This is a genomic window from Chryseobacterium indologenes, assembly GCA_016025055.1.
GTDB classification, from domain to species: Bacteria; Bacteroidota; Bacteroidia; order Flavobacteriales; family Weeksellaceae; genus Chryseobacterium; species Chryseobacterium indologenes.
Genome location: CP065590.1, coordinates 1,196,328 through 1,211,213, shown reverse-complemented (window position 1 = coordinate 1,211,213; position 14,886 = coordinate 1,196,328). Strand labels below are relative to the sequence as shown.

10 protein-coding genes and 2 pseudogenes are annotated in these 14,886 nt (G+C 38.2%); 4 read left to right on the top strand and 8 right to left on the bottom strand.

The window, feature by feature from the left end; genetic code table 11:
- Window positions 1-27: 27 nt before the first annotated feature.
- Window positions 28-3,375, bottom strand: a pseudogene (locus tag H3Z85_05410) (methylmalonyl-CoA mutase family protein).
- Window positions 3,376-3,630: 255 nt separating this feature from the next.
- Here H3Z85_05410 and H3Z85_05405 point away from each other — a divergent pair.
- Entirely contained in the window at window positions 3,631-3,963 is a 333-nt protein-coding gene (locus H3Z85_05405; protein ID QPQ52853.1) for a hypothetical protein, read from the top strand.
- A gap of 38 nt (window positions 3,964-4,001) precedes the next feature.
- On the opposite strand, the gene H3Z85_05400 is transcribed toward H3Z85_05405, so the two are convergent.
- Entirely contained in the window at window positions 4,002-5,105 is a 1,104-nt protein-coding gene (locus H3Z85_05400; protein ID QPQ52852.1) for a DUF3667 domain-containing protein, read from the bottom strand.
- Window positions 5,106-5,452: 347 nt separating this feature from the next.
- On the opposite strand from H3Z85_05400, the gene rplM reads away from it, so the two are divergent.
- The 3 genes from rplM (at window position 5,453) to rpsB (ending at window position 7,249) form a co-directional block, all read left to right on the top strand.
- On the top strand, window positions 5,453-5,908 hold the full coding sequence (gene rplM / locus H3Z85_05395) for a 50S ribosomal protein L13 (protein ID QPQ52851.1): 456 nt from the start codon (window positions 5,453-5,455) through the stop codon (window positions 5,906-5,908).
- 6 nt (window positions 5,909-5,914) lie between these two features.
- On the top strand, window positions 5,915-6,301 hold the full coding sequence (rpsI, locus tag H3Z85_05390) for a 30S ribosomal protein S9 (GenBank protein QPQ52850.1): 387 nt from the start codon (window positions 5,915-5,917) through the stop codon (window positions 6,299-6,301).
- 186 nt (window positions 6,302-6,487) lie between these two features.
- Window positions 6,488-7,249 (top strand): 30S ribosomal protein S2, encoded by a 762-nt coding sequence (rpsB, locus tag H3Z85_05385; GenBank protein ID QPQ52849.1) that lies wholly within the window; start codon window positions 6,488-6,490, stop codon window positions 7,247-7,249.
- 161 nt (window positions 7,250-7,410) lie between these two features.
- Here rpsB and H3Z85_05380 read toward each other — a convergent pair whose 3' ends face one another.
- From H3Z85_05380 to H3Z85_05355, 6 genes and pseudogenes are all read right to left on the bottom strand, one after another.
- Complete coding sequence (locus tag H3Z85_05380) at window positions 7,411-7,845, bottom strand: competence protein ComL (protein ID QPQ52848.1); 435 nt, start codon at window positions 7,843-7,845, stop codon at window positions 7,411-7,413.
- 105 nt (window positions 7,846-7,950) lie between these two features.
- Window positions 7,951-8,501 (bottom strand): annotated as a pseudogene (locus H3Z85_05375) (hypothetical protein).
- A gap of 55 nt (window positions 8,502-8,556) precedes the next feature.
- The gene (gene trmB, locus H3Z85_05370; protein QPQ52847.1) at window positions 8,557-9,234 is read right to left on the bottom strand and encodes a tRNA (guanosine(46)-N7)-methyltransferase TrmB; all 678 of its coding nucleotides are present in this window, start codon (window positions 9,232-9,234) and stop codon (window positions 8,557-8,559) included.
- A gap of 98 nt (window positions 9,235-9,332) precedes the next feature.
- The gene (locus tag H3Z85_05365; GenBank protein ID QPQ52846.1) at window positions 9,333-10,106 is read right to left on the bottom strand and encodes a hypothetical protein; all 774 of its coding nucleotides are present in this window, start codon (window positions 10,104-10,106) and stop codon (window positions 9,333-9,335) included.
- 273 nt (window positions 10,107-10,379) lie between these two features.
- A complete protein-coding gene (locus H3Z85_05360; GenBank protein ID QPQ52845.1) occupies window positions 10,380-11,171 on the bottom strand; it encodes a hypothetical protein in 792 nt (263 codons plus the stop codon).
- Window positions 11,172-11,389: 218 nt separating this feature from the next.
- On the bottom strand, window positions 11,390-14,788 hold the full coding sequence (locus tag H3Z85_05355; GenBank protein ID QPQ52844.1) for a T9SS C-terminal target domain-containing protein: 3,399 nt from the start codon (window positions 14,786-14,788) through the stop codon (window positions 11,390-11,392).
- Window positions 14,789-14,886: the final 98 nt, after the last annotated feature.

The window sequence follows — 14,886 nt, the reverse complement described above, 5'->3', positions numbered from 1 at the left end:
GTATATTTTCAGAAGATGAAATGCTTCCTACATATTTCTTCTGTACTTACCACCTACTTCAAATAAAGCATTGGTGATCTGTCCTAAAGAACAGTATTTCACGGCATCAATCATTACTTCAAATAAGTTTTGCTGATTGATGGCAGCATGTTGTAATTTTTTCAATGCTTCTTCCGATCGATCTGCGTTGGCTTTCTGGAAATTGTGAAGAGCTTCAATCTGGGCCTGTTTTTCCTCTTCAGTAGAACGGATCACTTCTCCCGGAAGTACAGTTGGCGAACCGTCTTTACCAAGGAATGTGTTCACTCCAATGATCGGGTATTCTCCGGTGTGTTTCAGCCATTCATAGTGCATGGACTCTTCCTGGATTTTAGAACGTTGATACATTGTTTCCATTGCACCCAATACACCTCCTCTTTCCGTGATTCTGTCAAATTCCGTGTATACGGCTTCTTCCACAAGGTCAGTTAATTCTTCAATAATAAATGATCCCTGAAGTGGATTTTCGTTTTTGGCTAATCCTAATTCTTTATTGATGATCAGCTGGATCGCCATCGCTCTTCTTACCGATTGCTCTGTAGGGGTAGTAATAGCCTCGTCATACGCATTTGTGTGAAGTGAATTACAGTTGTCATAGATAGCGTACAATGCCTGAAGCGTAGTCCTGATATCGTTGAAATCAATTTCCTGAGCGTGCAGTGAGCGACCGGAGGTCTGGATGTGGTATTTCAGCATCTGGCTTCTTTCATCGGCACCATATTTCAGCTTCATGGCTTTTGCCCAGATTCTTCTTGCTACACGTCCGATCACTGAATATTCAGGATCAATACCGTTTGAGAAGAAGAAAGAAAGGTTAGGAGCGAAATCATTGATATCCATTCCGCGGCTTAAATAGTATTCCACATAGGTGAAACCATTGGCAAGGGTGAACGCCAGCTGAGAAACCGGATTGGCTCCTGCTTCAGCAATATGATATCCGGAAATAGAAACAGAGTAGAAATTTCTTACTTTTTCTTTAATGAAGTATTCCTGAACGTCACCCATTAATCTTAGGGCAAATTCTGTAGAGAAAATACAGGTGTTCTGAGCCTGATCTTCTTTTAAAATATCGGCCTGAACGGTACCACGAACTGTAGCGATGGTTTTTGCTTTAATTTCTGCATATACTTCTGCAGGTACAATTTCATCTCCGGTAAGTCCTAAAAGCTGTAATCCCAATCCGTTGTTGGATGGCGGAAGTTCACCATTATATTGAGGTCTTTCTAATCCTTTATCGTCGAATTTTTCCCTGAGCTTAGCTTCAACCTTAGCCTCCAATCCGTTTTCCTTGATGTATTTTTCAACGTTCTGGTCGATTGCAGCATTCATAAAGAAAGCTAATAACATAGGAGCCGGACCGTTGATCGTCATGGAAACGGAGGTTAATGCATTCACCAGGTCAAATCCTGAATATAGTTTTTTAGCATCATCCAACGTGGCAATAGAAACTCCTGCATTTCCTATTTTACCGTAAATATCCGGTGGTAAAGCAGGGTCCTGGCCATATAATGTCACCGAGTCAAAAGCTGTGGATAAACGTTTTGCAGGCATTTCTGCAGAAACATAATGGAATCTTCTGTTCGTTCTTTCGGGACCCCCTTCTCCGGCAAACATCCTTGTCGGATCTTCTCCTGTTCTTTTGAACGGATAGATTCCTGCAGTGTATGGGAAGCTTCCCGGAAGGTTTTCCTGGCCTTTCCATTTGATAAGATCCCCCCAGTCATTGTATTTTGGTAAGGCAATTTTTGGAATTCTTAAATGAGATAAAGATTCAGTTGACGTTTCAACCTTAATTTCTTTTCCTCTCACATAATATGAATAGAACTCAGCATGAAAGGCTTTTTTCGTATCATCCCATGTTTTCAGGAAGTCAATATTTTCCTGTTGAAGATTTTTTTCCGCTTTTTGATATTCAGCCTCTAAAACCTCGTTAGAAAGAATGTTTTTAACCCCTTCAATATGATACATTGTTCTGGCAAGCTCCGCTTGTTTCTCAACATTGGCATCATATTGTTTATTGTTTTCAACGATTTCAGATAAATAACGAACTCTCTTAGGCGGGATGATCGTCACTTCATCTGTGATTTCCTGCTCGACAAACGTTTTAAGATCTAAATCAGTGAATTTTTCATTGACCTTTGAAACCAGCCTGTTGTAAAGCTCAGTTGTCCCGTGATCATTAAACTGAGATGCTTTTGTTGCGTACACAGGCATATCTTCCAGTTGACTTTCCCATAAAAGATGGTTTCTCTGGAATTGTTTTCTTACCGCCTGAAGGGCATCAAGAGCTCCGCGTTTGTCAGATTTATTTAGTGCTACCAAATCAGCGTAATCCAACATATCAATTTTTTCAAGCTGAGTAGAGGCTCCGTACTCAGGAGTCATGACGTACATCGAAACATCTGCAAAATCAGAAACTTCCGAACCGGATTGTCCGATACCTGAGGTTTCAAGGATAATGACGTCCGGATGGGCCAGTTTCAATACATTCAATGCGGAATGGATGAAAGGAGAAACGGATACGTTGTTTTCTCTCGTAGCCATAGAACGCATATAAACTCTTGGGTCATTGATGGCGTTCATACGGATTCGGTCCCCCAGTAAAGCTCCCCCGTTTTTTTCTTAGAAGGGTCAATAGAGATAATAGCAATTTTCTTATCAGTATTAGAACGAAGGAAACGTCTTACCAATTCATCTGTTAATGATGATTTTCCCGCTCCTCCTGTGCCTGTGATACCGATGATCGGGATTGTAAGGCCTTTTGACTTTTCGTCAATGGCTTGTACGAGCTCAGGTTTTTCATCTGAAAAGTTCTCTACGGCAGAGATAATTCTGGCAATACTTGTTGAGTTTTCAAAGCTGATTGCATCCAGATCTTCTGCGGTAACATCTTTTCCGGTTGCAAAATCAGATCGGTGTACCAGGTCATCAATCATGCCTTGTAGCCCTAGCTCGCGGCCATCGTCCGGAGAGTAGATTCTGTCGATACCATAAGACATGAGCTCTTTGATTTCTTCCGGCAGGATTACACCACCGCCGCCACCGAAAATTTTGATCTGTGGTGAATTTTTTTTCTCTTAAAAGGTCGTAGATGTATTTAAAATATTCATTGTGACCTCCCTGATAGGAAGTCAAAGCAATAGCATTGGCATCTTCCTGGATCGCTGTATTTACAACTTCCTCTGCTGATTTGTCATGTCCGAGATGGATGACTTCGCATCCTGTTCCCTGAATGACACGACGCATAATATTGATCGCAGCATCATGTCCGTCAAATAATGAGGCCGCTGTTACGATTCTTACCTTGTTGGTTGGAGTATATTTTTGGGTTTCCATAAAAATTCTAGAAAGTTTCTAAGTTCTCAAATATAATAATAAATAAAGAACCTTGTGTTTGATTTTATGTCGTTGATTTTCATTTGATTAATCAGTATTATTTAATTATATCTCCCCAATTTAAGGTCAGGAAATTTGAGACAGCTAAAGTTCGGTAGTTACAGAATTAAAATGAGTTACAGGATTTCAATGTAAAATCATACATTTTAGAATTCTCAGATTAAAATCTCTACTTTTGCACCATATTTTACAGACATGCAAAAAGCCTTACTATATTTCGCCTTAGGAACAGCAGTAAGTTTCCTTATCAATTATTTCTTTTTAAGCTCAGAGAATATCGGACTGGATATTTACTATGCCATTGCTTTTGGTTCAGCCTGGGGAATTGCTTATTATCTGGATACCCCGAATTTTACTTTACCTCAAAAATTAGGGTTGTCTTTTGTAGCTATGGGAATTTTGGTTGTGATAGGAACTTTAATTTTTGACCTTAAGCTGGCTATACCTTCTATTTTAAAATTTTCTACAGTCTTTGTAGCCTATTATTTATTTGCCAGTTTCAGAGGGAGTAAATCACTGAGAAAATAAAAAGAAATGAAGCTATCTAAAGACAGCTTCGTTATATTTTAATGGATCATCAGGAAACTTACCAGTGCAAGTACCACGACTAAAATCATAAATGCGAAGAAATTCAGGGTAAATAAAATACCGCCTATGAAAAAGCTTACGATGCCATGGGTATGATACACCCGTCTGTGGGCAATGAAAAAGTAGGCAATAATGTATATCAGCAAAACAGATAATACCAGATACAGGATGGTATCTAAAATTCCGATATCTGTAAGTGATGCCAGTTTTACGATAAGGAACACAAACAGCACATTCAGTAAAAGGAATGAGAAGTAATGCAGGGTGAAGATTCCATGATCAAAGTACCACCATCTTTTTTTATTATGGAAAATCCATAAAAAGAAAGCAAATAGCGGAAGGTATATAAAGAGAGCCTTCGGCAGATTGTGAAAAGAGGTCTCTGCCAGACTTTGTGCAATCTCTGCTTTTGTAACTCCTTTTTCTTTAAGTTCAAAGAATTTATGTGCTACCGGTATTTGGATAAAATCAAGCATTGACGGATTTTTAGCCCTGGCCGAATCATAAGATTTTCTCGTATTATATCCGCCATACTGTACTTTATCATCTATTTTCTTATCCATTTCAAAAGCCTCTTCCAGGTCATCTATTTTAGCAGAATCCGGTACAATGTTCAGGCTTTTGATGGTTACAGAGTCTTCTTTTGTCAGCACCGGTTTGGCTTGTATACTATCTGCTATTTTCCGGGCATTGATCGCCTTCATTTTGTCAAAAATACTGGCTTTGGCTTCCTTCTCCTTCTCCTTTGTGTTGTGAGAATTTATATTCATTGGAAAAAGAGCAAATACAAAAAAAGTGATAAAACTTACGAAAATATAGAGTTTTACAGGAGGTACGAATTTTTGTCTCTTTCCTTCAAGGTAAGTATTGGTAAGAGCCCCTGGTTTAAACATCAGGTTTTTTAATGTTCCCCAAAACTGTCCGTCATAATGGGTAAAGTCTTCTATAAAATGAGTGAAGAGGTAATAAAAGGGATGCCGGCTTTCAATATTTTCCTGTCCGCAATGAGGGCAGAACCTTTCTTCGACGTGTTGCCCGCAGTTCAGGCAGTTTTTATTTTCTCTTATTTTTCCGTGGCTCATGGATTCATGGATATGATTGCCGCAAATATAAATATTTCGTTAATACAATAAATATATTGTTAATTTTTTACGAAAATCTTTAAGAGAAGTTAATAAAGAAAGAGCTGAGGGAATAAACTCTTTGCTTTATCAAGCGTGTTTTCAGAATCTTTTCAACGGGTTTTTCATCGCCGAACAATTTACAAGATTTGTGCCAAAGCATAAGAAAATGTTAAAATCTATTGTTAGGAGACTGAGTAGCAGATATTATCCAGATTAAATAAAATATGTTTTTGCGTTACAAAAATAATTTGTACCTTTGCACACCCTTTTAGGGGTAAATTATGTTTAATCTTTAACTAAAACGTGTGAATACATTAAGTTACAAAACTGTTTCAGCGAACAAAGCTACTGCGAATAAAGAATGGGTTGTGGTAGACGCTGAAGGACAGCCGTTAGGTAGATTAGCTTCTACGGTTGCAAAGATTTTGAGAGGTAAGCACAAGACGAACTTTACACCTCACGTAGATTGTGGTGATAACGTGATCGTTTTGAATGCTGGGAAAATTACACTTTCCGGAAACAAGTGGGCTGATAAGACTTATATCTGGCATACAGGATATCCTGGAGGGCAGAAGTCTATGACTGCGGCTGAACTTCAAAAGAAAGATTCTTTAAAGGTATTAGAGAAGTCTGTAAAAGGTATGTTACCAAAAAACAGATTAGGTGCTGCTATCCTTAAGAACCTTTATTTATATGAAGGAACTGAGCACAAACATGAAGCTCAACAGCCTAAAACAATTAATGTTAACGAATTTAAATAATTAATTATGTCTATAGTTCACAAAATCGGAAGAAGAAAAACTTCTGTAGCTAGAGTTTATGTAAAACCAGGTTCTGGAAACATTACAGTAAACGGTAAAGATGCTAAAGAATATTTCTCTACAGACGTGATGGTTTACAAGTTAAACCAACCGTTCATCCTTTCTGAGACTGTTGGTCAGTATGACGTTACCGTAAACGTATTCGGTGGTGGTAATACAGGTCAGGCAGAGGCTATCAGATTAGGTATTTCAAGAGCTTTATGCGAAATCAACGCTGAGTTCAGATTAGCATTAAAGCCAGCTGGTTTACTTACAAGAGACGCAAGAATGGTGGAAAGAAAGAAGCCAGGTCAGAAAAAAGCAAGAAAGAGATTCCAATTCTCAAAACGTTAATTTTTTTTCAGACATCAGATTGGAGATGTCAGATTTCAGACCTTTTTTTGTCTGGTATGTTATATCTGAAATCTATTAATCTAAACTTAAAATTGCCCGTTACGTTTAGCATCCAAACGCTTCTCCCATCTAAAGAAGTTGTTGATTGTTTAAAAGACGGAAAGTAAACTAACAAAAACAGAAAACATGGCAAAAGCAAATGTAAAAGACCTTTTAGAGGCTGGTGTACACTTCGGTCACATGACAAGAAAGTGGAACCCAAATATGGCTCCATACATTTTTATGGAGAAAAACGGTATTCACATTGTAGACTTACATAAAACAGCAGTTAAATTGGATGAAGCTTGCAACGCTTTAGAAAAATTAACTTCTGCAGGTAAAAAAGTTCTTTTCGTAGCTACTAAGAAGCAAGCGAAAGAAGTTGTTGCAAAACACGCTTCTGAACTTAATATGCCTTATATTACAGAAAGATGGCCTGGAGGTATGTTAACGAACTTCGTTACGATCAGAAAGGCGGTAAAGAAGATGAACTCTATCGACAAAATGAAAAAAGACGGTACGTTCGAAACTTTATCTAAAAAAGAAAGATTACAAGTTGACAGACAAAGAGCTAACTTAGAGAAGAACTTAGGTTCTATCGCTGACATGGTGAGACTTCCGTCTGCTGTATTTGTAGTTGATATCTTAAGAGAACACATCGCGGTAACTGAAGCTAAGAAATTAGGTATTCCAGTTTTCGGTATCGTTGATACAAACTCTGACCCTAGAAAAGTTGACTTCGTTATCCCAGGAAACGATGATGCTTCTAAGTCTATTGATATGATCCTTAGCGTAGTTTCTGAATCTATCAAAGAAGGTCAGTCTCAAAGAAAAGCTGATAAAGAAAAATCTAAAGAAGAAGGAGAAAAGGTATCTGCTGATACAGATGCTGATTTCGATGCAGAATAAGTAAAGATTTTACTTTAATATAGGAAAAACGCCGGATTTTATATTCGGCGTTTTTTTTGATAGATATACTTATTACTTCAATATAAGGATTGTAGCTGAGCTTTTCCGGGAACAGAAAGAAATATAAAAAAAACTCCACAACATCCTGTGGAGTTTTTTATTTAGTTCCTGAGCGTTATAGAATAGGAGCTTGTGATGTATTTATTAGATTGATATCTTGAATTGCAAACAAAACCTGATAAACTGTAATTTTGATTTTTAGGGACCATCGTATATCCGATTTTCCCGGCAGCAATAGGAATTTTTTTAAAGAAATTATTTCCACTTACCGTAAGTACCATATTACAGGAGGAGTTATTGGTTACTGAAAGAGATGTTCTGGGATTACCCGGATCATCATTATTTAGAAGGTCATTCAGTACCTCCGCTGTCTCCGGTTTATACGTTTTTATCAGTTCATTATATTCTCTTGCGGTATTAGCGGCATTTCCGGAATTATTGGAAGGATAGGGATTTCTTATCGGGTAACCTCCGTAATTGACATTACAGCTGGTAAGAACCAATGAAGCCCCTATGATAACTAACAGTCTTTTCATACCTGTTTTACTTTTTGTCTTTTCTTTTTAAAGGTTTTTTCTCCGGTTCTGTACTTTTCTGAGCAGAAGAACGTTCTGTACCCGACTGTACCGGGTTACCAATCGTTACAAATAGACTTTTTTTATACTCTTCTGAGAAGTGTATTTTGCATCGCAAACGTTACTGTTCAATGCATACAGACCCTTATTTACTACAATAAAGTTCTCTCCATGAGCAGGAACAGCAAGGTTGTAGAAGTCTTTTCCTTCAATTCTGAGTACAATATTGCAATCTGAATTGTTTTTAAACAAAAGAATAGCTTCTTTTCTGCTAAGGTCTTCATTAAGCATTCCATTAAGGAGTTGTACAGCCTTTTTTTTATGCTCAACAGAGGATTCTGTAATAAGACGTTTAAATTCTTCTGCTTCCTCTGAGGTAGGGTTTCTCATAAGGCTGTTGGGAATATCGGAAATAACAGGCCTTGCTTCCATAGGTTGGGCATCTTTTGCCCCTTTAGTCCATTCTGCATTCTTTAAAGCGATAAGCTTGGGCTTCAGGACGCTTTTTTGGGATCGTCAGGGTGTGCGTTCTTTAGGTATTCTTCAATTTCCTGAATATTTGTGCTTTTTAAAATGTCTTTATTACGTTTTTGTGCGTATGTAAAGCCCTGGATCAGGAATGTGAAGAATACAACCGTTAAAAAATTTTTTTCATCAATTAAGTGTATTTCATCAGCTTATCCGGAATTTGATATAGGTTATGGTCTTTCCTTTAGCCGAGAATAGTTCTTCATAATACGTCCTGATATCTCTCAGATGCGGCGTATTAGGATCATATTCCGGTGCCCCATAGATGTCATGATGGGCAGTAATGATTTCGTAGCCGGCTCCCTGTAGATATCCCAGGGTATAGCCATGTAAAAACTCTGAATCAGTTTTCAGATGAACGATACCACCTGGTTTTAGGAACTTTTTATATCGGTTTAAAAAATCCGGATGGGTTAATCTGTGTTTTGTTCTTTTATATTTAATCTGTGGATCAGGGAATGTAATCCAGATTTCGTCTACTTCGTTTTCAGCAAAAAAATGATCAACAAGTTCAATTTGTGATCTTAAAAAAGCCACATTAGTCATGTTGTTGTCTACAGCTTCTTTAGCACCAAACCAGAATCTTGCTCCTTTAATATCAATCCCGATAAAGTTTTTTTCAGGAAATGTTTTGGCAAGTCCCACAGAATATTCTCCTTTACCACAACCTAATTCCAGTACAATGGGATTGTCATTTTTAAAGAAATTTTCTCTCCATTTTCCCTTTAAATCAAAACCTTGCAAAGCATCTTCTCTTGTAGGTTGGATTACATTTGGTAATATCTTATTTTCTGCAAATCTTGCTAATTTATTCTTGCCCATGAGTCATTTAAAATGACTGCAAAAATAGTAAAATTTGCATAGACTTTTTGCCTTTTTTAAGACTAAAAGGTATTTCAAAAATAAGTTTATTCTGCTGATTACTGGGCTGCTGTACTTCCAAGGGCGACGATGATAGGCCTCTGAACGGTTTTCTGGGAAGCATATTCTGCGCCACAGACAAGACTCGTGAAAAGATATTGTCCCTTATCTATGACTATAGAGCCTTCCCCTTTTGCAGGCACAGCAAGTCTGTACTTGGTGGTACCAACTCCCTCCATTCTTACAATTATATTACAATCCGATTTGTTTTGGATCATCACAATGCATTCTTTGGTATTGGGGTCGTTATCAAATAAAGAATTAAGGATCTTTACTGTTCTGTTCTGGTGCTCAACCGGTGTAACGGCCATCAGCATATTGAATTCTTCTGCTTCGGCATTGGGAACAGCAGCATTGGTGCTGGTATTGATAACAAAAGTGTTTTGGGGAGTACTCGGAGTATAAACCGTCGTTGATTTTTTGGCTGCCAGTTCAGCTTTATATTTAGCGATTTGCTTTTGCTTGATGATCGCATTCATTTCATCGAAGGTAATCTTTGTGGAAGGTCTTCTTCTCAGCAGTGCCAGCATTTCCTGCATATCTTTTACTTTCTGATCTTCCGGGTGGGCATCTTTGATATATTCTTTCATCATTTCCATAACCCGTGGTTTCAGAACAGACCTGCGAGGATCGTCGGGATGAGCGTCTCTCAGAAAGGCATTGATTTCATAGATATTATTGCTTTTCAGAATTTCACTATAATCCTTTCCTCTTTTCTGAGCTGAAAGACTAAAAAACAGTAACGTTCCAAGAAGTAAAAGTATTTTTTTCATTAATATAGATTAAGTTATGATTTGGTACTTTCCTTAATTTGTGTCTGATGGTATTAGTCTTTGAATAATAACGAAATACTATTGTTTTTATTTTAAACACGTGATTGTGATATAAAATTAAATATATTTTTGAATATTTGAGAAAACTTATTTAAAATAATTTTTAATCTTCATAAACACAACGTAATGCACCGTCTTAATTTTAGAAAATGGGGTGCAAAAAAATCCATGTAATTTTACATGGATTTCTATAGGTATGAATCTGCTGTTTTTTTATTCCTTAACAACTTCCTGAAGGTGAGAATTTCTCAGTCTTCTCTGGTAGATAGGAAGATATTTTTCAATAGGTATCTTGATCGCTTCAAAGTTCCCAGCCAATACATAAGGCTGAATGTTTTCGGAAGTATACACGAACTGAAGGAAGTTATCGATCAGGTTTTCAGGGATTTTGAATTTGACGAAATAATCTTTACCTAAATAGTTTTTGATCTGGGTAACAGAAGAATTCATTCTTTCAAACGCCTGGTAACGCTGTTTTTTCTTTCTTTCTCCGGAAAGAATGTCATAGATGCTTTCCAGGCTAAAGGTTAGTCCACCATCCCGTAGTCCTGCAACAGGAAGTTCGGGAGGAGTACCGTCTCCCTTGGGTTCCGGAAGCCCGATTACTTTTTTAATAGCCAGAGCTTTATCTTCTTTTCGTAAAGAGTTTACGTCATACCGAAGGTTTCCGGTAGGCTTGAATCTGCTCAGGACAATTTCCTGGATTTCATAATACGCAATCTTAAGTTCCACAAGATTTTTTTGCCCCATAAGCTGAGGAGTAAGTTTAATATCTTTTCTCTCAGTAACGATAGAGGTGAAGCGGATAACGTCTCCGGTATTGGCAGGAATAGTAAAATTACCGTTGTAATCTGTAAGAACAGTCTTTTGGGTATTCAGATTGGTAACATAGACCTGGTTGAGATACAAAATAGAATTGTCTCGTAAAAATACCTCACCGGAATATATCTGAGCATTGATTTTTGCAAGAAAAACCAATAGTAGTAGCGTAAAAAGTTTCTTCATATAATTGGCAAAATTACATAGAAATAGGGCAATTTGTACTTTATTAGATGATTAATAGTGGTTAAAGTTATATTAAACTTTAGCATTAAACTGTTAAGGACTGTTATAAAGCGGTTCTAAACCTGTTAAAATTGACATTATAATTCAAAAAACCTGAAAAAACAGGCAGAACATATCTCATATTTTTATTTGTTGTTTCGATGCAGGTGGATGCTTTTTTAGCGATGCCTTACTAACAGCCAACTTGAATATTTTATGGATATACCAGATCCATATTCTGTCCAGGTGATAAAGTACCAGTATGTTGCAGTTGGCACGAATCTGCCTCCTATTCTTCCATCCCACGTATATTTGTTTTGAGGGGTGCCACGGAATACTTCAGCCCCGTATCTGTCGAAGATCCGGAAAACCAGATTATCATTAGCCATCAAAGCAGAATAGTCAACCTCCTCATTATAGCCGTCACCATTTGGAGTAATGGTATTGATCAGATCAATAATGGCAAAAGGCTTTTGCACCTCTGCACATAATTTTGAATCTCTTACAAAAACGGTATGCCCTCCTCTGGGTACATTATAAAAAACATTGGAACCCTGCCAAACAACCCCGTCCAGGGAATATTCATAAGGAGGTGTTCCCCCGCTTACTCCTATTTTTACAGTCGTTCCGTCGATCTCAATAGATGTAATCATAGGCATCGGTAGTTCTGTCACAGTGACGTGTTGTCTGTAAACACAGCCATTTGAAGTAAGGTCCACCCAATAGCTTCCTACAGGAACATTGGTAATAGATGGAGTGGAGGCTCCGGTGCTCCAAAGATATCTTTCAAATCCGGGACCGGCATCCAGTGTAGTCGTTGTTTTGGGACAGATAGCCTGATCTTTTAGCAGATCAGATTTCTTGGGAACCTTTATAGTAATGGTAATAGAGGCGACCTCAGGGCATACTCCATTTTTTTGAAACCGGACATAAATGGTCTGGGTAAAACTTAGGTTCAGGGTAGCGGAAATCTGATTGATATTGTTTTGAGCATCAGACAAGCTGCCATAGAATGTAAAGGTTACATTGGGATCTGTAGTAAACTGAGGAATAAATTGTGCTGCATCAACTGTCTTCACACCATCTAAATCATCATCACATACACTTTCGGTAGCTGTTGTTTTTAGTAGTGGCAGTCTTGCGCCGATACTAAACTGTAAGGGCTTGATGACTGATGCACAACCATCCGGAGAATCTACGCGTATAAAAATTGTTGTGGTTGCAGTATAGCTGAAGTTATCAGGAAGCGTGCTGGCGTTTCCGGCATTGGCATCTGCAAGATTGGCATAATATCTTACGTTTGTAAAATACACAGGATTATTGAGCACAATCCCGGTAATGTTTGAAAGCATAACCGTAACAGTTCCATCCAGATTATCGTCACAGAAAATACCATTGTAGTTATCCAGTACTATAGCTTTATTGTAAAGGGAAAGTGTGATTTGAGCAATACTTTTACAGCCTACGCTATTCTTTACTACAGCATATACAATTGTGCCGTTGGGTGCCGGATAAACGTTGGGATTTGTTATAATTGCCGCTGCATTCTCAGTCTGGGCATCTGTTAATGTAGGATAATAAGTAATCGTAACGGGCGAGTTGGAGGTGACATTAGCTGTCGTAAGATTAAAGGTACCCTGTCCATTGATATCACAGGCCTTTATTGTGACATTCATAACGGTGAGAGCCTGAATATTGATGTTTACGGTTACTGTTTCGCAATCCGGAAAATCTGGGTCATTGCCGCAGAATGTATACGTAAATGTGTCATTGCCTACGGTACCCGGTGTCGTAACAGTATAAGTGATAATCCCTGTTGCTGGATCAATAACTGCTGTGCCTGATGCCGGTGGCGTCGTGATGGCAACGGTAGAAGGAACGGGAGTCTGTGTTGAGTTGCTGAAAGCCGGAGTAATAGTTTTCGTGCTGCATACATCATAAGACGTTGTGGTTAGTTTTACACAGTTTAAAACTTTAAATTGTTCTGTTACTAAAGGAGCACAGCTTCCCATAGTCACCGAGCAGGTATAATATCCGGATTGAGTGGGATTGAATGTAGAAGTAGTCGCATTGGTGATGGGTACTCCATTTCTGTACCATTGATAAGTATCATAAATGATAGGATCTACAGTAAGAACGGTACCCGGAGCACAGCTTCCCCCTGAAACTAAAATAACCGGTTGGGTAGGAAATCCGGCAAAAAATCCACCATATCCTACGGCATCACTTCCGGCTGTAATTCCGGCAGTCACAGCTTTGTCAGAAACCACTGTAATCGTTCCCGTCACATTCGGAATCCCGTATGTAACCCAGTTATTGGTTCCGGTCATATTATAAGGGCCTGTTGAAGCAGGCGGTATACTGCCGTTTACTGAAATATTGGCACCTCTTTGAGTGATAATATTCAACTTGGTAGGTATATTGAGAATTCCTCCTATATTGGCGTTAGAATGAACGAAATTTTCATTAATGAGTCCTAATTCATTGATCTGTTTAGGAAGATAACAGTTTAACGCAGGAATAAAGTTGAATCTACCTGTAGCTGTTTCATTTCCTGTATTGGAATCTCCTGCCAGAATCTGATACACATAGGCGTTTTTTGAGGTTCTGATGTACAAATTATAATGGGCACCACCCTGTAAGCTGTATTTTGTATCAGGAATAACAAAATAACTTCCTGTATTGATCGTAGCTATGGCAATGGGTTCATCGTTGACAAAAATCTGGGTATTGTCTTCTGTTGCAATAACGACAGCACCTTCCATATTGGCTCCTATATTTCCATTGCCTTTTACCAGGGCAAATTCATTTCCGAGCCGGTTGACAGGTACTGCCTGATCCATTAAAATATCAGAGCTGGAAGGAAAATTTCCCGCATACTGGCCGTTAAAATTACCATTGGTAACGTTGACCGGTTTGTTGGAGGTAATCTTCGCACCGATGAATCCGTCAAAGTTTCCTGTGATATTTCCGATCCCGTCAATGATGTAGGATTGCCCTTTGTTGAGACTGAATGTCATCGTAGGATTACCGGCACCCGTTGTACCATTTGAAAATTGCACGGTAGGTTTGTATCCGGTGATGGTAACGGTGGTATTATCTTCAGTTGCCAGAATACTGGTCATGAAGTTGAGAATATTATTGCTCACCGTAATAGGTGCAGAGGCAGCCAAAAAGCTCTTTCCGGTAGAGGGTATCCCCTTGGAAGTAATAATTTCCGCATGATTGAACACGGAGAACCTTAAGTTGGCATAGAAAGGGAATTCCGCTTTCACATATAATCCCTTGGTAATAGGGGTAAATAGATCCGTCTGCTGGGTAGTAATGATATAATTTCTTAAAACATCAAATTTTTGGGGATTGCCTTTGCTTATTGTGACCGTCCCGATAAGTATATTATTATTATAGATGTTCACAGGGAAGGGTGTTGTTCTGTTGGTAGATAAGTACAGATTCTGATAAGGATTGGGGGCGCCTGATCTGTCTACCATCGGAGCAAACCAATGTTCTCTGTCCAACTGAGCAAAAACAGAGGTGAAAATGCAAAGTATAAATAAAAAAGATAGAGTTTTCTTCATTCAGTATTAGTATTTATCACAAATTTAACAATAAAAAGTATTGAATGATTGAAAAGATAATAAAAAAACCATGATTTCAAATCATGGTTTTAAAATTT